The 24783-nt window shown below is 66.4% G+C and carries 21 protein-coding genes and 1 tRNA gene; 14 read left to right on the top strand and 8 right to left on the bottom strand.

Going from position 1 to position 24783, the window contains the following annotated elements; genetic code table 11:
- Positions 1-203: 203 nt before the first annotated feature.
- Positions 204-1322, bottom strand: coding sequence for a TRAP transporter substrate-binding protein (locus tag EDC64_RS11355; protein ID WP_132031417.1), 1119 nt, complete (start codon positions 1320-1322; stop codon positions 204-206).
- 321 nt (positions 1323-1643) lie between these two features.
- On the opposite strand from EDC64_RS11355, the gene EDC64_RS11350 reads away from it, so the two are divergent.
- The 6 genes from EDC64_RS11350 (at position 1644) to EDC64_RS11325 (ending at position 9500) form a co-directional block, all read left to right on the top strand.
- Complete coding sequence (locus EDC64_RS11350) at positions 1644-2354, top strand: glutathione S-transferase N-terminal domain-containing protein (RefSeq protein ID WP_132031607.1); 711 nt, start codon at positions 1644-1646, stop codon at positions 2352-2354.
- A gap of 32 nt (positions 2355-2386) precedes the next feature.
- Positions 2387-4426, top strand: coding sequence for a tetratricopeptide repeat protein (locus EDC64_RS11345; RefSeq protein WP_132031416.1), 2040 nt, complete (start codon positions 2387-2389; stop codon positions 4424-4426).
- Positions 4423-4818, top strand: a complete 396-nt coding sequence (locus EDC64_RS11340) for a DUF6165 family protein (RefSeq protein ID WP_245504658.1) — start codon at positions 4423-4425, stop codon at positions 4816-4818. The genes EDC64_RS11345 and EDC64_RS11340 overlap by 4 nt, the downstream gene beginning before the upstream one ends.
- Before the next feature lie 54 nt (positions 4819-4872).
- Positions 4873-4964: transfer RNA gene (locus EDC64_RS11335), tRNA-Ser, on the top strand.
- Between the two features lie 128 nt (positions 4965-5092).
- Positions 5093-7027 (top strand): DEAD/DEAH box helicase family protein, encoded by a 1935-nt coding sequence (locus EDC64_RS11330; protein WP_132031415.1) that lies wholly within the window; start codon positions 5093-5095, stop codon positions 7025-7027.
- A 235-nt stretch (positions 7028-7262) separates the two neighbouring features.
- Complete coding sequence (locus EDC64_RS11325; protein ID WP_132031414.1) at positions 7263-9500, top strand: NACHT domain-containing protein; 2238 nt, start codon at positions 7263-7265, stop codon at positions 9498-9500.
- A gap of 201 nt (positions 9501-9701) precedes the next feature.
- On the opposite strand, the gene EDC64_RS11320 is transcribed toward EDC64_RS11325, so the two are convergent.
- From EDC64_RS11320 to EDC64_RS11300, 5 genes are read right to left on the bottom strand one after another with little or no spacing between them, the layout of a single operon-like run.
- Positions 9702-10706 carry a Bug family tripartite tricarboxylate transporter substrate binding protein gene (locus EDC64_RS11320; protein WP_132031413.1) on the bottom strand — a complete coding sequence of 335 codons (1005 nt, stop codon included), beginning with the start codon at positions 10704-10706 and terminating at the stop codon, positions 9702-9704.
- Positions 10707-10731: 25 nt separating this feature from the next.
- Positions 10732-11877, bottom strand: a complete 1146-nt coding sequence (locus EDC64_RS11315) for an iron-containing alcohol dehydrogenase (RefSeq protein ID WP_132031412.1) — start codon at positions 11875-11877, stop codon at positions 10732-10734.
- Positions 11874-12755: an isocitrate lyase/PEP mutase family protein gene (locus EDC64_RS11310; RefSeq protein ID WP_132031411.1), complete on the bottom strand. Its 882-nt coding sequence runs from the start codon at positions 12753-12755 to the stop codon at positions 11874-11876. Before EDC64_RS11310 ends, EDC64_RS11315 begins: the two co-directional genes overlap by 4 nt.
- 25 nt (positions 12756-12780) lie before the next feature.
- Complete coding sequence (locus EDC64_RS11305; RefSeq protein ID WP_132031410.1) at positions 12781-13275, bottom strand: LeuD/DmdB family oxidoreductase small subunit; 495 nt, start codon at positions 13273-13275, stop codon at positions 12781-12783.
- Positions 13272-14567 (bottom strand): aconitase/3-isopropylmalate dehydratase large subunit family protein, encoded by a 1296-nt coding sequence (locus tag EDC64_RS11300; protein ID WP_132031409.1) that lies wholly within the window; start codon positions 14565-14567, stop codon positions 13272-13274. Before EDC64_RS11300 ends, EDC64_RS11305 begins: the two co-directional genes overlap by 4 nt.
- Positions 14568-14751: 184 nt before the next feature.
- Between EDC64_RS11300 and EDC64_RS11295 the strand changes: the two genes are divergently transcribed.
- The 4 genes from EDC64_RS11295 (at position 14752) to EDC64_RS11280 (ending at position 18466) form a co-directional block, all read left to right on the top strand.
- The gene (locus tag EDC64_RS11295) at positions 14752-15801 is read left to right on the top strand and encodes a LacI family DNA-binding transcriptional regulator (protein WP_132031408.1); all 1050 of its coding nucleotides are present in this window, start codon (positions 14752-14754) and stop codon (positions 15799-15801) included.
- A 171-nt stretch (positions 15802-15972) separates the two neighbouring features.
- Positions 15973-16227 (top strand): FitA-like ribbon-helix-helix domain-containing protein, encoded by a 255-nt coding sequence (locus tag EDC64_RS11290; protein ID WP_132031407.1) that lies wholly within the window; start codon positions 15973-15975, stop codon positions 16225-16227.
- A complete protein-coding gene (locus tag EDC64_RS11285; protein ID WP_132031406.1) occupies positions 16224-16646 on the top strand; it encodes a type II toxin-antitoxin system VapC family toxin in 423 nt (140 codons plus the stop codon). The genes EDC64_RS11290 and EDC64_RS11285 overlap by 4 nt, the downstream gene beginning before the upstream one ends.
- Positions 16647-16909: 263 nt before the next feature.
- Complete coding sequence (locus tag EDC64_RS11280) at positions 16910-18466, top strand: acetate--CoA ligase (protein WP_132031405.1); 1557 nt, start codon at positions 16910-16912, stop codon at positions 18464-18466.
- Positions 18467-18548: 82 nt separating this feature from the next.
- Here EDC64_RS11280 and EDC64_RS11275 read toward each other — a convergent pair whose 3' ends face one another.
- A complete protein-coding gene (locus EDC64_RS11275) occupies positions 18549-18941 on the bottom strand; it encodes a RidA family protein (protein WP_420808954.1) in 393 nt (130 codons plus the stop codon).
- Positions 18942-19123: 182 nt separating this feature from the next.
- A complete protein-coding gene (locus tag EDC64_RS11270; protein WP_132031404.1) occupies positions 19124-19846 on the bottom strand; it encodes a GntR family transcriptional regulator in 723 nt (240 codons plus the stop codon).
- Positions 19847-20100: 254 nt separating this feature from the next.
- On the opposite strand from EDC64_RS11270, the gene EDC64_RS11265 reads away from it, so the two are divergent.
- From EDC64_RS11265 to EDC64_RS11250, 4 genes are read left to right on the top strand one after another with little or no spacing between them, the layout of a single operon-like run.
- On the top strand, positions 20101-20916 hold the full coding sequence (locus tag EDC64_RS11265; protein WP_245504657.1) for an ABC transporter ATP-binding protein: 816 nt from the start codon (positions 20101-20103) through the stop codon (positions 20914-20916).
- Between the two features lie 8 nt (positions 20917-20924).
- A complete protein-coding gene (locus tag EDC64_RS11260; protein WP_165933727.1) occupies positions 20925-21794 on the top strand; it encodes an ABC transporter permease in 870 nt (289 codons plus the stop codon).
- Positions 21791-23131 carry a heterodisulfide reductase-related iron-sulfur binding cluster gene (locus EDC64_RS11255; protein WP_132031402.1) on the top strand — a complete coding sequence of 447 codons (1341 nt, stop codon included), beginning with the start codon at positions 21791-21793 and terminating at the stop codon, positions 23129-23131. The genes EDC64_RS11260 and EDC64_RS11255 overlap by 4 nt, the downstream gene beginning before the upstream one ends.
- A gap of 28 nt (positions 23132-23159) precedes the next feature.
- Complete coding sequence (locus tag EDC64_RS11250; protein WP_132031401.1) at positions 23160-24200, top strand: ABC transporter substrate-binding protein; 1041 nt, start codon at positions 23160-23162, stop codon at positions 24198-24200.
- Positions 24201-24783: the final 583 nt, after the last annotated feature.

The raw sequence follows: 24783 nt of genomic DNA, 5'->3' as shown, positions 1-24783 counted from the left end.
TCATGCCATTCGAGCCTGATCCGATCAGGTTGAATCGACCTGATCGGATTAGTCCCTAATCATTTGTTAGAGAAGGCGTTTTCCGATCGGCTTGCGATACGAGCTGATCGGCGCGTGCTCTGGGTGTGGTGGCTCTTCGCGCGCATGGCCGGGACAAGCCCGGCCATGCTGAAGGACGCCTGCATACGTGATGCGCCGGGCGCTCACGCCTTCTGGAAGAAGTGGTTGTAGGCGAACGCGCTGTCCGGCTCGTACTGCAGCCGGAACCCGACGACGCGCTTGGCCCAAGCCATCTGGCTGTCGACCACCTTCTTGAAGAAGGGGTCTGCGGACAGATTGGCGATCACCTTGTCCCAGGCAGTGAGTTGGGCCTCCAGAACCGGCTTCGGCGTCGGATAGACCTTTACGCCGCGGGCCTTTATGGCCTCGAGGTCTTTGGAATAGCGGTCTTGCGCCTTCCACATCATGTCCGAGGAGGCCGCGTCCGCCGCACCCTTGATGATCGCCTGCACGTCCTTCGGCAGACCGTCGAACTTCGTCTTGTTGAACAGGATCTCGAAGCATTCGAGGGCCTGATGGTAGCTCTGGATCATGTAGACCTTGGAAACGTCGGGGAAGCCGAGCACAAGGTCCGAGGACGGATTGTTGAACTCCGCCCCCTCCAAAAGGCCGCGATCCATGGCCGGAACGATCTCGCCTCCGGGGACGATGGTCACGGCCACGCCCATTTCCTTGAACACGTCGGCGCCGAGGCCGACCGTCCGGTATTTCATACCCTTCAGTTGGTCGGGGCTCTTGATCTCCGCCTTGAACCAACCAAGCGGCTGGCTCGGCATGGGGCCGGTGAGCATGCCGACCACGTTCAGCTTCAGGATCTGTTGGGTTAGTTCGTCATAGAGTTGCTGGCCGCCGCCATAGCGTACCCAGCCGAGCAGTTCGTCGGCGTCCCAGCCGAAAGCCGGTGCGGTACCGAACAAAGAGAAGGCCTTGTTCTTGCCGTACCAATAAGCGGAGACGCCGTGTCCGCCGTCGATAATCCCCGACGATACGGCGTCGAGCACCTGGAAAGCGGGAACCACCGCGCCCGCGGCGAGAAGTTCGACTTCCACCCGGCCGCCGGCCATGGTGTTCACATAGCGGACGAAGTCCCCGGCGAATTCGTGGAAAATGTCCTTGTTCGGCCAAGTGGACTGGAACTTCAGCTTGACCGGCGCCTGAGCGTGCACCGCGGGTGCGGCGATCGCGGTGGCTCCGGCGGCGACCGCCGCCGTCGTCATGAAGGCGCGCCGGCTCGGGCGCGCACCGTCGTGCGTGTTCGACATGGTTTTCCTCCCTTGTAGGCCGCCCTCCGCTTATCGGGAGTGACGATGGTGTTGGCGCACCAAACCCACATTGCCCGCAAAGAAGACGCTACGGGATGCCGAGAGGGCAATAGACTTTAGTAGAACGTGCGCGAAAATATTCGCAGCTCAGGGTCGCATGCCGGCAATTTGATCCCTGTGGGATGCGGCCAGGCGGCCGCGGGATCGCCGAGAGCCGGCGGGGCGGGCGATTACGCAATGACCGACTTGCCGTTCCGGGGAAGCAGGAATACCTGTATCGCCCTTCGCCGGCGCCGGACCGGCAGGACGGGAGGTGCGGACATGCCCGAAGCCCAACAGCCCATCGAGCTCTATTACTGGCCGACGCCCAACGGCTGGAAAATCAGCATCATGTTGGAGGAATGTGCTCTTCCCTACGAGGTCAAGCTGGTCAATATCGGCAAGGGCGAGCAGTTCAAGCCGGAATTTCTGGCCATTTCGCCGAACAACAAAATGCCGGCGATCGTCGATCCGGATGGGCCCGGCGGAGCCCCGATCTCGGTGTTCGAATCCGGTGCGATCCTGCAATATCTCGGGCGGAAGACCGGGCTCTTCTATCCGTCTGACGAGCGGGCTCGGGTTGCGGTCGACGAATGGCTGTTCTGGCAGATGGGCGGCCTTGGGCCGATGGCGGGGCAGGCGCACCATTTCCGCATCTATGCCCCCGAAAAGATCCCCTATGCCATCGAGCGCTATACCAACGAGGTGCATCGGCTCTACGGCGTCATGAACACCCGCCTTAAGGATCACGAATTCCTTGCCGGCGATTATTCGATCGCCGACATCGCCTGTGTCGGTTGGGCCAAGCTCTGGGAGCGGCAGGGCCAGAAAATTGAGGAATTCCCGCACTTCAAACGCTGGCTCGACACGGTCTTGGCCCGGCCCGCCGTTCAGCGCGGCCTGCAGGTGAATGCCGAAGAACGCCAGAAGCTCGACCTCTCCCAAGATAAAGACGCGCAGAAGGTCCTTTTCGGCCAGCGTGCAAGGAGCTAGACAGGCGGCCCCGATAAAGGAGCCGACTGCCCATGCCGCCCGATCCGCGTGCCCTCCTGGCCGAGGCTGCCGCCCTGCATCGCGCCGGGCAGTCGGAGGCTGCGATCGACGGGCTTCGTCGCGTCACGGCGGCGCATCCCGGTTTTGCGGATGCGCATCGCATGTTGGCGATGGCGCTGCTCCAGATCGGCCGTGGAAAGGACGCGGTACACAGCGCGCGCTCCGCTGCCACCCTCGCGCCGCAGGATCCCCACGCCGTGCTTCTGCTCGGCGTCGTCCTCCAGGCTGCCGGGCAGCCGGAGAAGGCGCTCGCCCAGTTCGACAAGGTGGCGAAGCACGCGCCGGCCTTCGCCGAGGCGCACTTCCAGGCCGGCAACGCGTTGACCGCGCTCGGTCGGTTCAAGGAGGCGGCCGCGCGCTATAGCCGCGCGCTGGACCTCGATCCGCGGTCCGTCGAAGCCCTCGCCAACCGCGCCGTCACGCTGGCGCGGCTGAAGTTGTATTCCGAGGCGCTGGCGGATTTCGACCGGCTGATCGCGCTTCAGCCCTGGATGCCGTGGCATCAGGTGAACAAAGGCAGCCTGCTGCTCGAAATGCGGGACAATGCCGGCGCGGTCGCGGCGGCGCAGAAGGCCCTCGAGGCTGCGCCGCGCGACCCGGACGCCTTGTCCCTTCTCGGCCAGGCGCGGTTTGCCGTGCTCGACCTCCCCGGCGCACGCGAGGCGTTCGCGCAGGCGGTCGATGCGGCGCCGATGCGGCCCGACATCCGTGTGCCCTACGCCCAGGTGCTGCGCCGCCTCGAAGTGTTGCCGGAGGCGATCGCTCAATGCGACGCTGCCCTGGCCCTCGATCCGCGCTTGGTCGGGGCACTCTATGAGCGGGGCGAGGCGAAGCGGGCGGCAGGCGATCCGAACGGCGCGCTGGCCGATATCGACGCCGCACTCGCGCTCGCCCCGCGCCATATCGAGGCGGCGGTGGCGCGATCATACATCCTGGCCGATCTCGGTCGCATGGGTGAGATGCGACCGGTGATCGAGCGGGCGTTGAAGTTCGACCCGATGCACGCCGATGCGGTGTTCCATCGCGGAATGGAGGATCTGGCGACCGGCCATTGGGTGCGCGGCTGGGAAGGCTATGAGGCCCGCGCGCGCATCGTACCGCCGACTTATGTCCCGCTGCCGTTCAAGCGCTGGGACGGCAGCGAGACGCCCGACCATCTCGTCGTGCTCGGAGAGCAGGGGTTCGGCGATGCGATCCAATTCGCGCGCTTGGTGCCGCTTCTGGCCGAGCGCGGCTTTTCCGTGACCTTCCAGGTCAGCGCGCCTCTGGTGCCGCTGATGGGCCGGCTGCATCCCGGTGTTTCGGTCGTTTCGGATCTCGCCGGGCTCGACCTGTCGGCGCCAGGCCTGCGCTGGGTGCCGCTCGGCAGCCTGCCGCATTTGCTCGCCGCCGACCCGGCCCTCTGGCCTTCCACCCCCTATCTCTCGGCGGATCCCGATCGTGTGCGCCAATGGCGCCATGTGCGCGAGGCGGGCGATCTGGTGATCGGCATCACCTGGCAGGGCAGCACGCGCCGCGACCTCGACGTCGGCCGCTCGGCCCCGCTCCAGGCGTTCGCGCCGCTTGCCGCCTTGCCGGGCGTAAAGCTGGTGGCGATCCAGCGCAATGCCGGCGCCGAGCAGGTCGACACTGTGTCGTTCAAAGGCAAGATCCTGCGGCTCGATGCGGATTTCGACGCCGATGGGGCGTTTCTCGACACCGCCGCCCTGCTCCAGCACCTCGACGCGGTGGTCACCACCGATACGTCGATGGCGCATCTCGCCGGCGCGCTGGCGCGGCCCGCCATCGTTGCGCTGAAGGCGGTGCCGGATTGGCGCTGGGGGCGGGAAGGGGAGGCGAGCGTGTTCTATCCTGCGCTCACTCTGGTGCGCCAGGCGAAGCCCGGCATGTGGGACGGCGTGTTCGAAACCATCGCCGAGATGGTCAGGCGCCGCGCCGCGGCGGCCGCCACCCCAGCGGACGGCGGCACCCCGCAGACGGGGACGGCCGATGAGGCGGGAGAGCGGACGTGAGTGCAGGCGGGATGGAAATCCTCGCGCCGATCTCGGCCGGTGAACTGATCGACAAGATCACCATCCTGGAGATCAAGGCCGAGCGCATCAGCGATCCGGCGAAACGCGCGAACGTGGTGCATGAACTCGACGCGCTCGCCGCCTTGCGCGAGGTCCACGGGCTCGGCACCGTCGCCGCGCTGGCCGAGGCGCTGAAGGCGGTCAATGCCGCGCTCTGGGACATCGAGGATGAGATCCGCGTGCTGGAGCGGGAGCAACGATTCGATGCGCGGTTCGTCGCGCTGGCCCGCGCGGTCTATGTCACCAACGACCGGCGTGCCGCTTTGAAGAAGGACATCAACCGTGCGGTCGGATCGGCGATCGTCGAGGAAAAGTCCTATGCCGGCAGCTGACCCTGTCCGCAGAACCTTGCCAAGCCGCCTCCGGTTCGGCATAGGAGAGGCAGTGGAGACGTGGCCGAGAGGCTGAAGGCACTCGTTTGCTAAATGAGCAGACCCCCAAAAGGGTCTCGAGGGTTCGAATCCCTCCGTCTCCGCCACTCCTCGATTGAGGCCGTCTCAAGATACCGTGCTGTCGTTCCCCGCGAAACGGTGTCGTGCACCGGACGCCTATTGCCCTCGTCGCGTGCATCGGAAATAGTTCTTATGAGCCGGGGGATCATAGGACGTGGCGCGCTCGAATTTTGCGTTTTTAGAACGGCATGGCGGGCACTTCGTGCGGCTCGGCGCGCTGGCGGAGCGCTATTTTCGAGACGACCCGGCGACGGCGCTGATCAAGCTCCGGCAGTTTGCCGAGCTGCTCGCCAAGACGGTCGCCGCAAAAAACGCGGCTTACTTGGATGCGCGGGAGCGCTTCGACGAGATGGTCCGCAGGCTCGAGGCCGAGCGGATCCTGCCGCGGGCGGCAGCGGATGTTTTTCATCATATTCGCAGGCTCGGGAATGCGGCGGCACACGAAAATGCCGGTACCCACGCCCAGGCGCTGGCGGCGCTCAAGCTGGCCGCCGAGCTCGGGGCGTGGTTCCATCGGACCTATGGCGGGGCGCCGGAATTCGATCCCGGCGCCTTCGTGCCGCCGCCCCAACCTATTGATCCAACAGAGGGATTGAAGGATGAGCTGGCGGCGCTGGCGCGGCGCCTCCAGGCGAGCGAAGACGCCGCGGCGCGGGCGCAGCGCGAGGCGGAGGCGCAATCGCAGCGGCACGAGACCCTGGCGGCGCGGCTGGCGCGCGAGGCCGAAGAGCGCGCCGTCTGGGAGGCGCTGGCGGCGGAGGCCGAGCGCAAACGCGTCGCGGCGGAGGCCGCTCTGGCGCTGCTCCAGACCGCCGCCGAGCGGCCGCATGTGGCTGCAAACGCGGAGATATATCGAACCGCCGGGGAGCGCGCCGCGACCCGCATCAAGGTCGACGAGGCCGACACCCGGGCGGTGATCGACGCGCAGTTGGCGGGGGCGGGGTGGGAGGCGGATTCGGGGTCGCTGCGCCATGGCCTCGGCGCGCGCCCCGCCGCGGACCGGAACATGGCCATCGCGGAATGGCCCACGGCCAGCGGCCCGGTGGATTATGCCTTGTTCGTCAAAGGCATATGCGTCGGCGTGGTGGAGGCGAAGCGGCAGGCTGCGGACGTGCCGGCGGCGCTCGAACAGGCCAAGCGCTATGCCCGCGACATCCGCCTATCACCGGCCGAGCGGGACCTTGATAGCCCCTATCTCCAGCACTTCTGCACGTATCACGTGCCGTTCGTTTTCGCGACCAACGGCCGGCCCTATGTCCGCCAATTGGCGACCCGCTCGGGGATCTGGTTCTGGGACGCGCGGGCCGGCACAAACATCCCGGCGGCCCTGCCCGAATGGTTCAGCCCGGCGGACCTCGAGGCCAAGCTCGCCCAGTCGCTCGTCGACAGCGTCCAGGAGCTGCGCGAGGAGCCGTTCGCCGCGTCCGGCCTGCGGCCCTACCAGCAGGACGCGATCGCGGCGGTGGAGGCGGCGATCGCCCGCGGCCAGCGGGACACTCTGGTGGCGATGGCGACCGGGACCGGCAAGACGCGCACCTGCATCGCCCTGATGTACCGGCTGCTGAAGGCGAGGCGGTTCCGCCGCATCCTGTTCCTGGTGGACCGCACCGCTTTGGGCGAACAGACCGAGGCGGCGCTGCAGACCACGGAACTCGAAGGCCTACTGACCTTCGCGCAGACCTATAATGTCGCCCCGCTGGGCAAGAAGACGCCCGATCCGGAGGACCGCGTCCAGGTGGCGACCGTGCAGGCGCTGGCGCGGCGGATTCTGGACGGCGAGGACGGGGCAGGGCGGCCCACCCCCGGCCAATACGACCTCATCATCGTCGACGAGGCCCATCGCGGCTACACGCTGGACGCCGAAATGCGCGAGGCGGACACCGCCTTCCGCGACACCGCGGACTATCTGTCCACCTACCGGCGCGTGCTGGATTTTTTCGACGCCCGAGGCGGTCGATCCAGCGGATCCCTCAAGGTGTCGACATGGCGACGTTCATCGGGGCGCCGGCGGCCGGCGTCACGGTCCAGAAGGCGGACGCTCCCCCTGACGGGGTCGGCAAGCACCTCATCCCTCTGCACTCTAGCGTGACGCGCTTGGATCACCTGAAGGCCGCGGTTCTGGTCCTGAGACTTCAGGCGGGCAAAACACCGCCATTGGGCCCTCTTCCAGGTCGCAGGGGGGCTGACCGTTGAAAACGTGTTAAAAAATGTCAAGACAACCCAGGTGATACCGGGCCAGGGACTTCACGGCACCGTCCGAATGGCTATAGGCTTGGGCATACATTTGAATATTTAGGCCCCGGTGGCGTCTGAAAGTGAATCCAATGAGCAAGAAAAAAGATTGGGCTTCGTTCGAGGATCGTGTTCGGGAAATTGCTGGATATATTTGGGGCCGGCCGTGTGTTCCCAAACGAATTGCTGGTGTGAATCTCGACGGCGTCACCGTATTAGACGGAGAGCTTTATTTTTTTGTGGAGATAACGACCGAAAGAAATCTTGCAAAAATTAGAGATGACATAACAAAGCTCGCAGCTGCAAAATCTGCAGCGTTTAACAAGGGTATTCTAGCTCGCTGCTTTTGCATCCTTGAGAACACACCAACACAAGCTATGTTCGAGCTTGCTGAGCAACATAACATAAGAGTCATGTGTTTGGATGATTTCAGGAAGCAATTCTTTGATTTTGAAACTTATTTTTTCACAAGAAGCTTAGCTCCATTTGGCAGTGCTATAAATCCCGTAACAGGCGAAACAGACAAAACTGATTATGTGCCCGTAAGATACCTGGTCGAGGGTAAGCATTCTGATATTTCCTCGAAGGAGATAGCCAATTTCTTGCGGCAAGGAAAGAATGTTATACTTCTAGGTGAATACGGAAGTGGAAAAAGTCGGTGTATCCGTGAAGTTTTTAGAGATTTAGGTCAGTCCGCAATCATGGATTTCTGCCATCCAATTGCTATTGATTTAAGGAAATCATGGGGGCTTCGCGAGCGTGGTGAAATGATTCGTCGACATTTCCATGATCTTGGTCTTGATCAAATGGAGGCCGGCGCAATAAGGGCGTTGCGGGCTAATTCTCTTGTATTTCTACTTGATGGTTTCGACGAAATTGGCTCTCAAGCTTGGAGTAATGACGGAGATAAGCTGCGATTAATTCGATCAAAGTCGCTAGAAGGTGTAAAGGATATCGTTCGACATAACGGTGGTGGAACATTGGTTGCCGGTCGTGAGCATTATTTTTCTGACGTTTCCGAGCTATTTAACGCCTTGGGCATGGACCCTAAAAGCGTTGTAGTCGTTCGTTCTAAGTCGGAATTTAGTGACACAGAGCTTCTTGAGTATTTTCACAAAAGAAACATTAGTGTTGATGTTCCTCCTTGGCTCCCTAGGAGACCTCTCATTTGCCAGACGATCAGTGACCTTGCAGATGATCAAATGGCAGAAATGTTTGGTGAAGAGGGGAATGAAATTTCATTTTGGAATCATTTTATTGATATTCTTTGCAAGAGAGACGCAAATATAAATATTTCATTCGATCCAGAAACAATAATGCGGATTTTTGTGCGCTTGGCCCGGCTTACGCGGATCAAAGGCGCTAACGTTGGTCCTATCTCTTTGGCTGAACTACAATCTGCTTTCGAGTTTGCAACCGGGGCGGCGCCTATCGAGGAAGCGTCGATAATGTTGCAAAGGCTTCCAAGCCTAGGACGGGTTGGAGTTGAATCGAATGATCGCCAGTTTGTCGATCTCTATATCTTAGATGGCTTAAGAGCAAAGGACATTTCACGTATCAATTTGCACAATGATGCTGACGTTATGGCGGCTGGAATATCTAATTGGCTCAATCCATTGGAGGACCTAGGCCAGAGAGTCCTAGCAAACGATATGACGCTTTCAGAGGCGGGTAAATTGTATCTTTCTAAAGAAGCTTTGAAATTTGGAAACACCATTCTCGCAAGCGACCTTGTGGGAGCTCTATTAAGAGAAAATGAAAGAAGTTTCGATTTCGAAGGCATTGAGATCGAAGGTGGGTACTTCTCCCTTCTTCCGCTCGATGAAAGAGGTATTTCAAATTTGAAGATCACGCACTCGATTTTTAACGAAATTGCGCTCCCAGTTAAATCGGCTACTAACATCCAAATCGAAGATAGCTCTGCGGACAGAGTAACCGGCGTATCTGCTGCTACGGCACTACCTCCTTGGATACGTCGAATGAAAGCTGCTAATTACGATTCAGTCGCTAACGTCTCTCGAATTAAAAAAATTGGTCTGAAGCCTTCCCAGGAGATTTTCACTACGATAGTTCGTAAAACCTTTTTCCAAAAGGGAGCCGGTAGAAAAGAGGAGGCTCTCCTCAGAGGTTTGGGCAAAATTGCTGCCAAGAGCTTATCTAATAAGATACTAAATATGATGGAGCGTGAAGGGCTTCTCAGTACTCATGCGGGTGATGAAGGTAAGATTTACAGCCCAGATAGGTCGCAAACCGCCAGGATGCAAAAGGTTCTCGATGAACTTACGTCAAGCGCCGATCCGATTTGGGAGCAGATATCTGATCTTAAATAGGGCGGATCAGGATGAATATGGTAGGCCCTGGACCCGTAAATGACTGGCATTATCGGATCGGCGTGATACTTCCGCATCCTTCCCTTCAGCCTCGCCCCGTTCCGCCTGATCCGTCCGCGCCCCCGCGCGGACGGATCAGGTCGCCGCCGCATCGGGCGCCGGCATCGCCCCCCGCGTGCCGGCGCCTGCGGGGGCTCGGGATCACTCGACGCGGATGCCGCCGCCGCGGATCACCGGGGTCCAGCGGTCATATTCGCGCTTGATGAAGGCGGCGAATTGCTGGCGCGAGCCGCCGACCACGACGCCGCCCTGCACGTCCTCCACCATCTTGCGGATCTCCGGCAGCGCGGCGATCTTGTTGAAGACCGCATTGACGCGGTCCGCCAGCGCGCCGTCCATGCCGGCGGGGGCGGCGACGCCGTACCAGATCGCCACCTCGAAGCCGGGCAGGATGTCGCGCATCAGCGGCACGCCGGGCAGGATCGGCGAGGGGCCGGCCCCCAAGGCCACCGGCCGCACGCCGCCGGTCTTGATCATCGGCAAGGCCGAGGACAAGGTCGGGAAGCAGAATTGCGCCTCGTTGCGCACCACCGCCAGCACCGTCTCGGCGCCGCTGCGATAGGGCACATGGACCATGCGGATGCCCGCGTCGCGCTCCAGCAGCGCCATGAACAGGTGGCTGCCATTGCCGACGCCCGCCGAGGAATAGGTGAAGCCGTTCGGGTCCTTCTTCGCGGTGGCGATGATCTCCTGCACGGTCTTCTGCGCGACGTTCGGATTCTCCACCAGGACCGCATTGAGGTTGGCGAGCTGGATGATCGGCGTGAACGCCGTCATCGGGTCGTAATTGGCCTTGGGATTCAGCTCCTTGCCGATCGCATTGGCGCCGATGTCGGCGGCGAGCAGGGTGTAGCCGTCCGGCGCCTGGCCGGCGACGAACGAGCCCGCGACGAGGCCGCCGGCGCCCGAGCGGTTCTCGATCACCAGCGGCTGGCCGTTGGCGAATTCCGCAAAGCGCTGCCCGAAGGCCCGGCACAACGTGTCCACCGCGCCGCCGGGGCCGAACGGCACCACTAGGCGCACCGGGCGCGTCGGCCAGGCGGTGGCGTCCTCGGCGGCGAACGCCGCTTTGGCCGCGAAGGTGGGGCCGGCGGCGAGGCCGGCGAGAAGCGCACCGAAGGTGCGGCGGTCGATTTTGTGTTCCATGGCGTGTGTCCTCCTCCGTTTTTGATCAATAGGCGTCTTGGTACAGGCGCAGCGCGTCCGCCTCGGTGAGGGGGACGGGATTGTTGATGAGCAGCCGCTGCTGCTGCATCGCGTCCCGCGCCAGCTGCGGCAGGCTCTCGCGGGGGACCTGGAGTTCGTGCAGGCGCTTGGGCATGGCGCAGCCGGCCACCAGCTTTTCGATGGCGGTGAGGAAGGCGCCGGCCTCCGCGCGCGGCGCGCCCACGCAGGGCGCCAGCTCGGCATAAAGCGGCGCCGCGGCGGCGAGGTTGAAGCGCAGGACCGGCAGCAGCATCAGCGCGTTCGAGAGGCCGTGCGGGATGTGGTGGCGCCCGCCCAGCGGATAAGCGAGGGCGTGCACCGCCGCCACCGGCGCATTGGCGAACGCCATGCCCGCGAGGCAGGAGCCGAGCAGCATGTCGCCCCGCGCCGCAACGTTCCCGCCATCGGCCAGCACCTTCGGCAGATTGGCGGACAACAGCGCCAGCGCCTGCTTGGCCAGGACGTCCGACACCGGGTTCTTGAGCCGCGCGCTGGTGAAGGCCTCGATGGCGTGCACCATGGCGTCGATGCCGGTCGCCGCCGTCACCGCCGGCGGCAGGCCGAGGGTCAGCAGCGGGTCGAGGACCGCGACGTCCGGCAGCAGGCGGGCGGAGACCACGCCCTTCTTCTCGTCGCCGGGCGTGGTGACGATGGCGATCGGCGTCACCTCCGATCCCGTGCCGGCGGTGGTCGGCGCGAGGAGGAGCGGCAGGCGCGGACCCTGCGCGCGGCCGATGCCGTACAGCTCCGCCAGCGGGGCGGGGCTGCGCAGGAGATAGGCGACGAGCTTGGCCGTATCCATCGCGCTGCCGCCGCCGAGACCGAGCACCGCATCCACCTCGGCCGCGCGCAGCCGCGCGACCGCTTCCAGGACGACCTGCTCCGGCGGATCGGCGACCACCGCGTCATGCACCGTCACCGCCAGGCCCGCCGCGCGCAGCTGCGCCACGACCGGCGCCACCAGCCCGGCCCGCACCAGGCCGGCATCGGTCACCACGGCCACATGGCGCGCGCCGGCCTGCCGGAACAGATCGGGCAGGGCCTCGGTCGCGCCTTCGCGCAGGATGAGGCGCGGCGTGGTGCTGAAATCGAGGGCGGTCACGGGGCTCATTCCGCCGCGTCGGGGCGCGCCCAGCGCCGGTCGAACTCCCACACCTCCGGAAAGCCCATCAGGGTGTTCATGGCGCCGAAATCGGCGAGCGCGCCGTCGGGCAGCCCCGCGCTGTCGCCATGGGCGCGCAGATGGGCATAGGCCGTCTCCAGCGCGGCGGTCATGGCGAGGAAGCCGAGCGCCGGATAGATGGCGATGGAATAGCCGAACGAAGCGAGCTTTTCGGCCGACAGGATGGGCGTGCGTCCGCCGCCGTCCACATTGTTCGCGAGCAGCGGCGCGTCGATCTCGCCGCCGATGCGCTTCATCTCCTCCTCGCTCTCGGGGCTCTCGATGAAGACGATGTCGGCGCCGGCCTTGCGGTAGAGCTGGCCGCGCGCGATCGCCTCGTCGAGGCCGAGGGCGGTGCGGGCGTCGGTGCGGGCGATGATGAGGAAGTCGTCGCTCTTGCGGGCCTCGGCCGCCACCTCGATCTTCAGCGCCATGTCGCGGGCGGGAATGACGCGCCGGCCCGGCGTGTGGCCGCACTTTTTGGGCACTTCCTGGTCTTCGAGCTGGATGGCGGTGACGCCGCCGGCCTCATAGCCCATCACCGTGTGGCGCACATTGAGCAGGCCGCCATAGCCGGTGTCGGCATCGGCGATCACCGGCGTGGTGCTGCCCTGGGCGAAGCGGCTCATGCGGCCGACCATGTCGCTATAAGTGGCGATGCCGGCGTCCGGGACGCCGAGATGGGAGGCGACGGTGCCGTAGCCGGTGGCATAGAGCGCCTTGAATCCCATGCGGTCGGCGATCCGCGCCGAGATCATGTCGAAAATGCCCGGAGCGACGATGAAGTCTTTCGCCGCGAGGGCGGCCCGGATGCTCGGATTGGCCATGGATGGCTCCTTTCTTGATGATGGGTCAGGCGCCGAGCGCCTGGCGCACGCGCGGCACGAGGCCGCCGGCGGTGAGAATGGCGCGGACCTCCGCGCCGAGCGGCTGGACCGGCCACAGGCGGGCGCCCTGTGAAATCGCCATGCGGTCGAGGTCGATCCGCGCCGGCTCGCCCGCCGCCAGCGCGCGCGCGGCGTCCGGGCAGACGAGGACCGGCAAACCGAGATTGACCGCGTTGCGGAAGAAGATCCGCGCCGCGCTCTCGACCACGATGGCCGCGACGCCCACCGCCTTCAGCGCGATGACCGCATGCTCGCGGGAGGAGCCGCAGCCGAAATTGCGCCCGGCGGCGATGATGTCGCCGGGGGCCACGCGGTCCACGAAGCCGGGATCGAGCCCTTCCAGGCAGTGGCGTCCCAACTCCTCCGGGGTGCGCAGGGTGAGATAGCGGCCGGGCAGGATGACGTCGGTGTTCACCTCGTCGCCGAAGCGATGGATGCGGCCTTCGATGTGCAGGCTCATGCCGCATCCTCCGTCGCGACGCGGGCCGCGATCTCGCCGGGCGGGACGATCTCGCCCGCCACCGCCGCCGCCGCGGCGACCCAGGCATTGGCGAGGAAGACCTGGCTGTCGGGATGCCCCATGCGGCCGCGATAATTGCGGTTGGTGGTGGCGATGGCGGTCTCGCCGGCGGCGAGGATGCCCATATGCCCGCCGAAGCAGGCGCCGCAGGTCGGGGTGGAGATGGCCGCGCCGGCCTCGGCGAGGATGTCCAGCAATCCCTCGGCCAGCGCGGCGCGCCAGATCTTCTGCGTGGCGGGAACCACCAACATGCGCACGCCGGGAGCGACGCGCCGGCCGCGCAGGATGTCGGCCACCTGCCGCAGGTCGGTCAGCGTGCCGTTGGAGCAATTGCCGACATAGACCTGGTCCACCTTCTGGCCGCGCAACTGCTCCACGGGGACGCCGGCGGCGGGGGAGGGCGGACAGGCGACGATCGGGCTCAGCCGGTCGAGATCCACCTCGATGACCGCGCGATAGACGGCGTCCGCGTCCGGCACGACGGCGGCGACCGGCGCCATGCCCCGGCGCACCATGTCGGCGGCGGACAGGTCGTCGCCCGCGAACACGCAGGTATCGGCGCCGGCCTCCACCGCCATGTTGGCGATCGCCATGCGGGCGTCGACCGGCAGGTGCCGCAGCCCCGGCCCGCCGAATTCCAGCGAGGCGTCGGCGGCCCCGTCCGAGCCCATGCGGCGGATGAGGTCGAGGATGATGTCCTTGCCGGTCACATAGGGACCGGGCGTGCCGCTGAGAACGACGCGGATGCTGTCGGGGACCCGCAGCCACAATTGCCCCAGAGCGAGGGCGGCGGCGAGATCGGTGGAGCCGAAGCCGATGCCGAGCGCATTGAAGGCGCCGGCGGTGCAGGTGTGGCTGTCGGCGCCGAACACGATGCCGCCATGGCCGATCATGCCGAGCTCCGCCAGCAGCGTATGCTCGATACCGCCGCGCCCCGGCTCGTAGAAATGGGGAATGGCGTGGCGCTTTGCGAAGTCGCGCGTCAGCGCGATGGCGCCGGCCGCCACGATGTCGGGCGCGGGCGCGAAATGGTCGGCGACCAGCACGATGCGCGCGGGATCGAACGGGCGGGTCGCGCCCATGGCGTCGAACTGGGTGAAGGCGAGCGGTCCCGACACGTCGTTGAGCAGGACCACGTCCGGCCGCGCGGTGACGATGGCACCGGCGCGCACGCCGTCGGGCTCCGCGCAATGGGCGGCGATGATCTTCTCGGTGATGGTGCGGCCCGTCATCCCGGCCGGTCCTCCCATTTTCTCGTCCGGGGCCGGCATCCGAGTGCCGGCGCGACCGTCCGCCATTTGTTGTGCAATCGTTAGCATAAAATTGCGCTAGGTAAAGTCGATCTTGTTTTGCAATGCAGCGTGCCATCGATTGCGCAATCTTGTCGTGGCGGGCGGGGGGCGCTATGGATCTGCCATGAGCCAGCCTCCCCCCAGCGCTCCTCCCAAAAGCGAGCGTTGGACGGTGGCGAGCCTTGCCCGTGCGGCAGGGGTCGCCGCCTCCACCGTCTCCCGAGCCTTGCGCAACGACCCGCGCATCTCGCCCGACGTGCGCGACCGCATCGTCGCCCTGGCGCAGGAGGTCGGATACACGCCAAATATTCTGGCGCGCTCGCTGGTGGGCGGAAGCAGCGGCCTGATCGGGCTGGTGCTGGGCCCGGTGGACAATCCCTTTTACGCCGAACTCATGCAGCGGGCGGTGACGCAGGCGGCGGCGCGCGGCTGGCGGCTGCTGCTGGTTCATGCCGGCCCCGGTCCCATCGAGCAGGCGACCGCGGACGCGCTGCTGCAATATCGCGTGGACGGCTGCCTCATCACCTCGGCCGAACTCTCGTCCCGCGCCGCGCGCATCTGCCGGGACAATCAGGTGCCGCTGGTCATGGTGAACCGGGTGGCGTGGGAGCACGGCAGCGCCGTCTCCTGCGACAATGACGCGGCCGGCGCCCTGCTGGCGGACCTGCTCATCGAGGCGGGTCACCGCCGGCTCGCGGTGGTGAGCGGAAATCCCACCACCTCCACCAGCATCGAGCGGGCGGACGGCTTCATCCGGCGGGTGCGGGCGGCGGGGCTGCCCGAGCCGCTGCGGTTCGGCGGCGTCAATTCCCATGCCAAGGGCTTCGAGGCGGGGCAGGTCATCGCCGCTTTGCCGGCGCCGGACCGGCCGGACGCGGTGCTCGGGGTCAGCGACCTGATCGCCATGGGCATTATGGACGCCCTGCGGGAGGCGGGCATTGCCGTGCCCGGCGAGATTTCCGTGGTGGGCATTGACGGCGTCGCGGCGGCCCGGCGCCCGCCCTATCGCATGACCACGGTGGCCCAGCCGCTGGAGGACATGATGGAGCGCGCGCTGGACCTGCTGAACGCCCGGATGAACGGGGTGCACCGTGCCGACGAGGTGGTGACGCTGCGCGGCGACCTGGTGATCGGCCAATCCGCCCGCCTGCCCGCGCGCCTTACGGCGGGCTGATGTCTCCGGCATTGGGCCGGGCGCATCGCCGACAAGGCCTGCAAAACGGGCATCCCGGTCGATCGGTTCGGAACGGGCGGCGCATAATCGCCACTCGACCCGCCATCTTGAAGATGATGGCAAATTCCCTATTTTGATATCAACGCAATCAGCCTTACTGGAGGTGCCATCATGCCCGCAGTGACGATCCGCAACCTCTCCGAGGCGACGCACCGCGCCTTGAAGGTGCGCGCGGCCCAGCATGGCCGCAGCACCGAAGCGGAGATGCGCGACATCCTGGAGAGCGCCGTCCGCCCCGAAACGCGTCTTCGGCTCGGCACGGCGCTCGCGGAGCGCAGCCGCCGCCTCGGCCTGACGAATGAGGATATCGACGCCCTCAACCCGGCGCGCGACAGGACTCCCGCCGAGCCCATGAGCTTCGAATGATCCTTCTCGACACCAGCGTCATCTCGGAGGCGATGAAGCCCGCGCCTGACGAGGCCGTGCGGGCGTGGCTCGACGAGCAGGCGGCCGAGACGCTCTGTCTCTCGAGCGTCACCATCGCCGAACTGTCGTTCGGAATCGGTGCGCTGCCCGCAGGCAAGCGCAAAGACCGGCTTACCGAGGCCCTGGACGGGGTGATGGACCTGTTCGCCGACCGCGTCCTGCCGTTCGATATCGCTGCCGCACGACGCTATGCCGACCTCGCCGTGAAAGCGCGCGCGGCCGGGAAGGGCTTTCCGACGCCCGACGGCTATATCGCCGCGATCGCAGCCGCCCGGGGCTTCACTGTGGCGACGCGCGACACCAGCGCGTTCGACGCCGCAGGTGTGGCGGTCATCAATCCGTGGAACGTGGGCCGCTGACGACCCGCCACGGGCGGCAGGTGTCGGACCCGGCAATCCTATAGGATCGGTGATCGACACACCCCGACACAGCGGTCGCCCGACCGAACGACGATCCCCGCCGGTCTCGACTCTGTCGCGTGGACGTTCGCGCCCGGGCAGCCTGGACACAGTCCGATCGGCGTCAGTCCGGACGGCGGCCGCCGATTCGAGCGGGCCGTTGCGCATGATCTTTTCGCGCGCCGCGCTATTGTGGCGGCACCGCCGCGCTGCCAGAGACCGCCGTGCCTGCTCCCGACCCTGTCCCGCCCCCGGCCCCCGCAGACCGCTTCAATCTCGCGGCGCATTGCCTCGCCGCGCAGGCCCGCGCGCACGGCGACAAGGTCGCCCTCCTTCTGGTGGGGGAGGGGGATGAGGTCGAGCGCTGGACCTATGGGCAGATGGACGCGGCGGTGCGGCGCCTCGCGGCCGGGCTGCTGACCCTCGGTTTGCCGCCCGGCGCGCGCGTGCTCATCCGCTCCGGCAATGATGCGGGCTTCGTCATCGCCTTTCTGGCGACCATCGCCGCCGGCCTCGTGGCGCAGCCCGCCTCTTCGCAGCTGACGGTGGAGGAGGTGCTGAGCCTGGTGGAGGATTCGGGCGCCGTCGCGGTGATCCTGGGGGCGGATCATCTCCATGAGCGACCGGCGCTGTCCCATCTGACGGTGCTGGCGCCGGACGATGTGCGCCGCCTGTGCGAAACGCCTCCGCTCGCCGCCTATGCCGCCACGGCGCCGGACGATCCCGCCTATCTGGTCTACACGTCGGGCACCACCAGCCGGCCGAAGGGTGTGCTGCACGCGCAGCGCGCGCTGCTCGGACGCCGGCCCATGTATGCGGACTGGCTGGGCCTCGGCGCGGAGGACGTTCTGCTTCATGCCGGCGCGGTGAACTGGACCTACACGCTCGGCGTCGGCCTGCTGGACCCCTGGGCCTGCGGGGCGACCTCCATCCTCTATAACGGCCCGCGCGATCCGGCGGTGTGGCCGCGCTTGATCGCGCGGTGGCGGGCGACGCTTTTCGCCGCGGTCCCTTCCGTCTACCGCCAGATGCTGAAGGCGTGCGACCTGACGACGTTCGACCTCTCCAGCCTGCGCCATGGGGTGGCGGCGGGGGAGGCGCTGCCGTTCCGGCTGGTGGAGGACTGGCACGCGGCCACCGGCACCTGGATCTACGAATCCCTCGGCATGAGCGAAATCTCCACCTTCATCTCCTGCCGGCCGGGGGAACCGATCCGCCCCGGCTCGCCCGGCCGGCCGCAGCGTGGGCGACGCGTGGCGGTGCTGCCGGTGGAGGCCGGCGAAACGCCGTTGCCGGTCGGCGAGACCGGCCTGCTCGCGGTCCACCGCTCCGATCCGGCCCTGATGCTCGGCTATTGGAACCGGCCGGAGGAAGAGGCGGCGGTGATGCGGGGCGACTGGTTCGTGGGCGGCGACCTCGCCGCCTGCGATGCGGACGGCTGGCTCTGGTTTCACGGCCGCAACGACGACGTGATGAATGCGCTGGGCTATCGCGTCTCGCCGTTGGAAGTGGAAAAGGCGCTGGCCGACTGCCCCGGCATCGCCGAGGTGGCGGTGGCGGAAACGCGGGTGCGGGAAGATGTCAGCGTGATCACCGCCTTCGTCGTCCGCGCGCCGGATTCGGACCTCACCGATGATCGGGTGCTCGCCCATTGCAGCGGGCATCTCGCCGCCTACAAGGCGCCGCGCCGCGTGCTGTTCGTGGACCGTGTGGAGCGCACGGCCAATGGCAAAGTGGCCCGCAAAGCCACCGCCCGGCGCAACGCGCCGTTTCCGGCCTGAGAGGTGCCCATCTGCGCGGCGCCCCGCGTCGTCCGCTGCGCCGCGCGATCTTCCGGCGATGCGGCAGCCCGCCGGTCCGGCTTTACCGGCGGGCGATGAAATCGATCTCGACCAGCGCGTCGCGGGCGAGGCCGGTCACGCCGATGCAGGTGCGGGCGGGGCGGCGGTCGGGCGGGAAATAGCCGGCATAGACCGCATTCATCTCGGGATAGTCCGCCTTGAAACGGGTGAGATAGATGCGCGCCTGGACGACGTGGGACAGATCGAGCCCGACCCCGGCCAGAACGATGATGAGATTGTCCATCACCCGCGCGGTCTGCGCCGCGACGCCCTCGGGCAAAGGGCGGGCGTCATCCTCGGGCCAGGTCGGCATCTGGCCTGTGACGAAGATCCATCCGTCGGCCTCGACAAGGTGGGAGAAGGGGGCGACCGGCGTCGGTGCGCCCGGCACCATGAGGAAGGCTGGATTTGACATGAGGGTCCTGTGCGCTGGAAACACGTGGCCGCTGCAAGAAGCCTCGCCGCGGCCGACGGGCTGGTGGGGCCGGCCTCGTCCGGCCGCCTCAAGCAAACGCGGTGCCACGAACCCCGCCGGGCTGATCCGCCCGCCCGGGGCGACGGCGGAAGACCGACCACGGGTCCGGTCGAAAAGGTCCATCAGACGACGGGGTCGCGCGGCTCGACCGCGGCGCCGGGACTGAGCAGATCCGCCTCCACGATGTTGGCGCGCAGCATGGCGGAGGTGTCGGCGATGTGGCGGCGCAGAATGGCCAAAGCGCGCCCGACATCGCGCGCGCACGCCGCCTCGACCAGCTCGGCATGGTCGTCGGCGACCCCGGCCAGGAAGGCACGGCGCGGGATGGCGAGCAGCCGGTAGCGGTCATAGCGGTCGTAGAGGATGCGGCAGAATTCCATCATGACGCTCGGCGCGCTGCCGGCGAGCAAGGCGAAATGGAAGCGGCGATGGTTCGCTTCCCAGGCCCGGTCGAGCGGGCGCGCGTCGCCGACCTTCTGCAGGCTCGGCAGCAGATCGGCGAACGCGTCGCGGACCCGCTCGTCCCATGTGGCATCGGCCTGCGCGAGCGAACGCTCGAGCAAAGCGAGCTCCACGGTGAGGCGGGCGGCGATGACGTCGTCGAGGTCCGCCAGGGACATCGGTCCGACGCGAAACCCCCGCCGGCTCTCGCGCACCACCAGGCCTTCCCCGGCGAGCAGCGACAGGGCCTCGCGCACCGGGCTCTGGCCGGCGCCGTAGCGCGCGACCAGAAGCTCGGCGGACAGTTTCTGGCCCGGTGCGAGGGAAAGGGTGCGGATATCCTCCCGGAGACCCGACAGAACCCGGTCGCCGGTGGAAAGGGGATCGGCCTGTGCGCGCGGCATGCACCAGTATCGCCGCCGGCTGCGGTCAAGATCAAGCGATGCCCGGCTTCTGGCAGGACGCGCCGAAAGACTGGGCAGAAGCGGCAAATTCTCGGGAAAAACCGCGATCTGCCCCAGGGATATGCCTCGGGCCGAAGGGTTGAGCGGGGGGCGGGGCGGGCGCCCGGCGAAATCGAACGATTTCAGTCTGCGTCCGGAATGGCACACGACTTGCGACGGCACAGCATCTGCCACGATTGGATCCAGGCCTCCGGATGCATGCTGCGCTCGCCGAACGACCCGCCCCGCGCCCCGGCGGCACCCCGCCGCTGATGCGGTTCGACGCCATCCGCCACGATTTCGATACCGCCGGGGGCAGCCTTCGGGCGCTGGACCGCATTTCGCTCGACATCGACCGCTCCGAATTCGTCGCCGTCGTCGGTTCGTCGGGCTGCGGAAAGAGCACGCTTCTGCGGATCGCCGCCGGGCTTCTGGCGCCGAGCGAGGGCCGGGCGGTGTTTTCGGGAACGCCGGTCAGTGCGCCGCGCCCCGAGATCGGGATGATTTTCCAGGACGCGGTCATGCTGCCCTGGTTCAGCGTGATCGAGAATGTCGTCCTGCCGGTGCGGATCGCCGGGGGCGACATGGCGGCCGCGCGCCGCGAGGCGGCGGAGCGGCTGGACCTTGTCGGGCTCGCCGGCTTCCACGACGCGGCGCCGGGTGCGCTCTCCGGCGGCATGCGCCAGCGCGCCTCCATCGTGCGGGCGCTGATGATGAAGCCGCGCCTGCTGCTGATGGACGAGCCGTTCGGCGCGCTCGACGCGCTCACCCGCGAGCGGATGAACATCGAACTCGCGCGGATCGCGGAAGAGAGCGGCATCGCCGTCCTGCTCATCACCCATTCGATTTCCGAGGCGGTGTTCCTCGCCGACCGCGTCGTGGTGATGACGCCGCGGCCGGGCCGGATCGCCGAGGAGATCGCCGTGCCGCTGGCGCGTCCGCGCAGCGAGCGCACGCTCCTGGAGCCGGACTTCGCCGCCATCTGCCACCGCGTGCGGCGGCATTTCCAATCCGAAACCGGAATCGAATGAGGTCGGAAATGACCGAAACCCTCGCGTCCCTCCCGGCGCCGGACGGCAAGGCCGCCACGCGCACACCGACCATCACGCCGGCGGCCAAAGCGGCGCGGCGGCGTGCGCGCACGAAATGGTCGGATCGGATGCTGATGGCCGCCATTTTCCTCGCCTTTCTGGGCGCATGGGAAGGGCTGGTGCGGCTGTTCGACGTCTCGCCGCTGATGTTCGCCCCACCCTCCGAAGTCTATTCGGCCTTCGTGCGCGGGGCGACGCGCGGGCTGTATTGGGAGCATCTCGGGGTCACCGTGTTCCAGATGGTCTGCGGGCTGATGATCGGCGCCAGTCTGGGCTTCGGCTTCGGCGTCGCGGTCAGCGAGTTCGGCCGGCTCGGCCGGCTGATCTTTCCCTATCTGGTCGCGATCCAGTCGCTGCCGAAGGTTGCCGTGGCGCCGCTGGTGATCCTCTGGCTCGGCTTCGGGATCGAATCCAAGGTCGTCCTGGTGGCGCTGATCACCTTCTTCCCGGTTCTGGTGAACACGCTGAGCGGTCTTGCGATCGTCGATGCCCAGCGGATGGATCTGATGCGGATCTTCCGCGCCAGCCGCTGGCAGCAATTCCGCTTCGTGCGCCTGCCCTCGGCGGCGCCGGCCATCTTCGCCGGGCTGAACGTGGCGGTGATCCTCGCGCTCACCGGCGCGATCGTCGCCGAATTCGTCGGCGCCCAGCGCGGGCTCGGCGTGCTGTTGCTCCAGGCCCAGACCAATCTCGACACCGCCGGCATGCTGGTCATTCTCGTCATGCTGGCGGTAATCGGCATGTGCGCCAATACGGCGGTGCGGGTCATCGAGCGGCGGGCCACCTATTGGGTGGTGCGGCGCGAGGATACGCCATGAGCGCCGCCGGTTTCGCCGACGCGCTGTCGGCGCGCACCGCGGACATTCTCGACCGCTGCACGCGCTGCGCCCGCTGCTTCGAAATCTGCCCGATGACCGGGCCGGCGGGCCTTGCCGCCGCCGATCCGGAGGCCACCGTCACCGGGGTTCTCGGGCTCATTTCCGGCGGATCCAGCACGCCGGAGGCGGAGCGCTGGGCCACCGCCTGCTCGGGCAGCGGCACCTGCATCCCGGCCTGCAATGACGGCGTCAATCCGCGCTTCATGCTGGCGCTGGGGAAGCTGGCGCTGGCCCGGCGGGCCGAGGATGCGGTGCGCCGCGCCAAAGGGAACGCGTCGTTCCGCACCATGAGCCGGGGCGTGAAGATCCTCTCGCGCATCCAGATGGCGCCCGACACGCTCGCCCGCTTCGAGCGCGAGGAGCCGGCGCCGGAGGCCGTCGAGGTGGTCTTCTATACCGGGTGCAATCTCCTGAAGACGCCGCATATCGCGCTTCTGTGCTTCGACATCCTCGACCGGATCGGCGTCTCCTATGCGGTGATGGGCGGACCGGGCGATTGCTGCGGCGTGCTCCAGTTCCGCACCGGCGACATCGAGGGGTCCGGGCGGATCGCCTATCGCACCACCGACCGGTTCGGCCGCTTCAAGGCCTCGACCGTGCTGTCCTGGTGCCCGACCTGTCAGGTGCAGATCGCCGAGAATGTGCTGCCGGGCCGCTGGACCCAGAGCATCGGCGGGCTCGGCTACGAGCTGGAAGCCTTCGTCGTGTTCCTCGACCGGCATCTCGACCGGCTGCGGCCGCATCTGAGCAAGGTCGTGAACAAGCGCGTCGGGCTGCACGAGCATCCCGGCGTCGCGGGCGTGGCCGCGGCGGCCGAGCGGATCCTGAAGGCGGTGCCGGGGCTCGACTTCGTCGACCTCGCCCAGCCGAGCGTCGGCTGGATGTGCAACACGCTGCAGCCGCTGCCCGCCTACAAACGCAGCCTGCATTCCGATCTGCTGGAGGCGGCGGCGGCGGCCGGCGTGACGACGCTCGCGGGCGTCTACCATGCCTGCCATCGCGAATTGTGCACCCACCAGCGCGACTGGCCGTTCGAGATCGTCAATTTCCTCGAACTGGTCGGCGAGAGCATGGGCATCGCCCACGAAGACCATTTCAAGCGGCTGAAGATGATGCAGGACGTGGAGGCGGTGCTCGCCGACGTCGCCGACCTCGCCGCGCTCCATGGCCTGCGCACCGAGGAGGTGCGGGAGGTGATTCTCGACGCGCTGCTGTCCGAGCAGCCTCTGCCGCTGCGTGCGCCGGCCGGCGATCCCGGCCTGCACCGCCCCGATTGACCCTTATTCCCGTCCCTGGAGGCTCCCGATGAAACGCTTTGCCGCCCTGTCCCTTCTCGCCGGCGCCGTCGCGCTGGCGAGCCTCCCCGCCGCCGCGCAGGGCAAGCTGAAGACCGTCACGCTGCTTCAGCCGGTGCCCCAGATCGACATCCGCAACGCCCCCTGGGCGGTCGCCGAGGAAAAGGGCTGGCTCGCGGAAGAAGGCCTCAAGGTCGAGATCCAGACGGTGAAGGGGGCGACCGTCGTGATCCAGCAGATCCTCAACGGCAGCGCGCAATACGGCATGCCCCCGCCGGAAAATGCGGTGGTCGCCTATCAGAAGGGCGCGCCGCTGAAATTCTTCTTCGCCTTCACCTCCCGCAGCCCGTTCCCGATGGCGGTGATCGCCGACGGGCCGATCAAGAGCATCGCCGACCTGAAGGACAAGACGATCGGCCTGCACTCGCTCACCGCCGTGCAATTCTACACCACGCAGGCAATCATGAATTCGGCCGGGCTGAAGCTCGACCGCGACTTCAAGATGGTCGATGTCGGCGCCGGCCCCGCCGCCCTGAAGGCGCTTCAGAACGGCCAGATCGCGGCCCTGTCGACCAATGTCCTGAACTATGCCGGGTTCGAGAATCGCGGGGCCAAGTTCCGCTACCTCATCTCGCCCCAGGTCGAGCCGATCTTCGGCTGGAGCCTGATGACCAGCGCCGCTTATCTCGAGGCGAATCGCGCCGAGGCGGTGGGGATCGCCCGCGCCTTCAACCGGGCCCAATTGTTCTGCCGGGAAAACGGCGAGGCCTGCGTGAAGGCCTATTACAAGCGCTTCCCCGAGACCCTGCCGCCCGGCGTGTCGGAAGAGCAGGCGGTGAAGGACCAGATGCGGATCCTCCAGGTGTTCCTCGATTATGCGCCGAAGGCGGAGGGCAAGCCTTGGGGCTATTATGATCCGAAGGCGTGGACCGACGTCGTCGATTATATGGTCGCGACCGGCCAGATGGAGAAGCCCGTCGATCCGACCGGCCTCTACACCAACGATCTCCTCACCAGCATCAACGAGACGCCCAAGTCGCGGACGCAGTGAGGCGGACCGCGCCTCACCCGGCCTCGCGCGCGTAGGCGCACACAAGCGCACACAGGCGCGCGGCGCCGCGCGCTTTCCAAATCATCGCTCTCCACCGACGGGCCGCGCCATGCGCGGCCCGTCTTCGTTTTGGCAGAGGCGGGCAGGGGATAGTCGGGGTTTTCCGGAATGGGCTTCGCCCGCGGACCGCATCCGCACGCGATTCGCGACGGCGATTTTTGTTCCCTGCGCCCGGCAGATTGCGATTCGCGGTACCCCGGGACGCCGATGCGGAGAAACCAGCTTCACCTTCGCCATAGGGCAATGGTGCTGACCCGTTCACGAACTTGGGAGCCGGGAAACTGTATCAGCTCTAGGTTTGTGCAATCGCGATGGTAAAAAAGTGGGTGAAATGCGCCGTGTTGTTCCTGCAACACCTACGGGGAATCAAGCGCTGAAAGGGGTTTGGCGGCGTCTTGAGCGTTGATCGGGGCTCGGCCTTTTGTATGGTGACTTTGCGACGAAGGGGGGCAGACCCCGGTCGCCCTTCCGTATTCGGGTGCAGCGCGGTGAGCGGGGCGCAGGAGCGCGGGGGGTAATCGGG

It is taken from the genome of Aquabacter spiritensis (genome assembly GCF_004346185.1).
Lineage (GTDB): Bacteria > Pseudomonadota > Alphaproteobacteria > Rhizobiales > Xanthobacteraceae > Aquabacter > Aquabacter spiritensis.
Note: the sequence above shows the minus strand (reverse complement) of the source record. Positions and strands in the feature narration are given on the sequence as shown.

Excerpts from the sequence above, each read along its gene's own strand:
- EDC64_RS11295 (WP_132031408.1), top strand. The coding sequence starts at position 14,752 with ATGAGCCAGCCTCCCCCCAGCGCTCCTCCCAAAAGCGAGCGTTGGACG.
- EDC64_RS11260 (WP_165933727.1), top strand. The coding sequence starts at position 20,925 with ATGACCGAAACCCTCGCGTCCCTCCCGGCGCCGGACGGCAAGGCCGCC.
- EDC64_RS11275 (WP_420808954.1), bottom strand. The coding sequence starts at position 18,941 with ATGTCAAATCCAGCCTTCCTCATGGTGCCGGGCGCACCGACGCCGGTC.
- EDC64_RS11350 (WP_132031607.1), top strand. The coding sequence starts at position 1,644 with ATGCCCGAAGCCCAACAGCCCATCGAGCTCTATTACTGGCCGACGCCC.
- EDC64_RS11315 (WP_132031412.1), bottom strand. The coding sequence starts at position 11,877 with ATGAGCCCCGTGACCGCCCTCGATTTCAGCACCACGCCGCGCCTCATC.
- EDC64_RS11250 (WP_132031401.1), top strand. The coding sequence starts at position 23,160 with ATGAAACGCTTTGCCGCCCTGTCCCTTCTCGCCGGCGCCGTCGCGCTG.
- EDC64_RS11320 (WP_132031413.1), bottom strand. The coding sequence starts at position 10,706 with ATGGAACACAAAATCGACCGCCGCACCTTCGGTGCGCTTCTCGCCGGC.
- EDC64_RS11305 (WP_132031410.1), bottom strand. The coding sequence starts at position 13,275 with ATGAGCCTGCACATCGAAGGCCGCATCCATCGCTTCGGCGACGAGGTG.
- EDC64_RS11285 (WP_132031406.1), top strand. The coding sequence starts at position 16,224 with ATGATCCTTCTCGACACCAGCGTCATCTCGGAGGCGATGAAGCCCGCG.
- EDC64_RS11265 (WP_245504657.1), top strand. The coding sequence starts at position 20,101 with ATGCATGCTGCGCTCGCCGAACGACCCGCCCCGCGCCCCGGCGGCACC.
- EDC64_RS11255 (WP_132031402.1), top strand. The coding sequence starts at position 21,791 with ATGAGCGCCGCCGGTTTCGCCGACGCGCTGTCGGCGCGCACCGCGGAC.
- EDC64_RS11290 (WP_132031407.1), top strand. The coding sequence starts at position 15,973 with ATGCCCGCAGTGACGATCCGCAACCTCTCCGAGGCGACGCACCGCGCC.
- EDC64_RS11310 (WP_132031411.1), bottom strand. The coding sequence starts at position 12,755 with ATGGCCAATCCGAGCATCCGGGCCGCCCTCGCGGCGAAAGACTTCATC.
- EDC64_RS11300 (WP_132031409.1), bottom strand. The coding sequence starts at position 14,567 with ATGACGGGCCGCACCATCACCGAGAAGATCATCGCCGCCCATTGCGCG.
- EDC64_RS11270 (WP_132031404.1), bottom strand. The coding sequence starts at position 19,846 with ATGCCGCGCGCACAGGCCGATCCCCTTTCCACCGGCGACCGGGTTCTG.
- EDC64_RS11345 (WP_132031416.1), top strand. The coding sequence starts at position 2,387 with ATGCCGCCCGATCCGCGTGCCCTCCTGGCCGAGGCTGCCGCCCTGCAT.
- EDC64_RS11355 (WP_132031417.1), bottom strand. The coding sequence starts at position 1,322 with ATGTCGAACACGCACGACGGTGCGCGCCCGAGCCGGCGCGCCTTCATG.
- EDC64_RS11325 (WP_132031414.1), top strand. The coding sequence starts at position 7,263 with ATGAGCAAGAAAAAAGATTGGGCTTCGTTCGAGGATCGTGTTCGGGAA.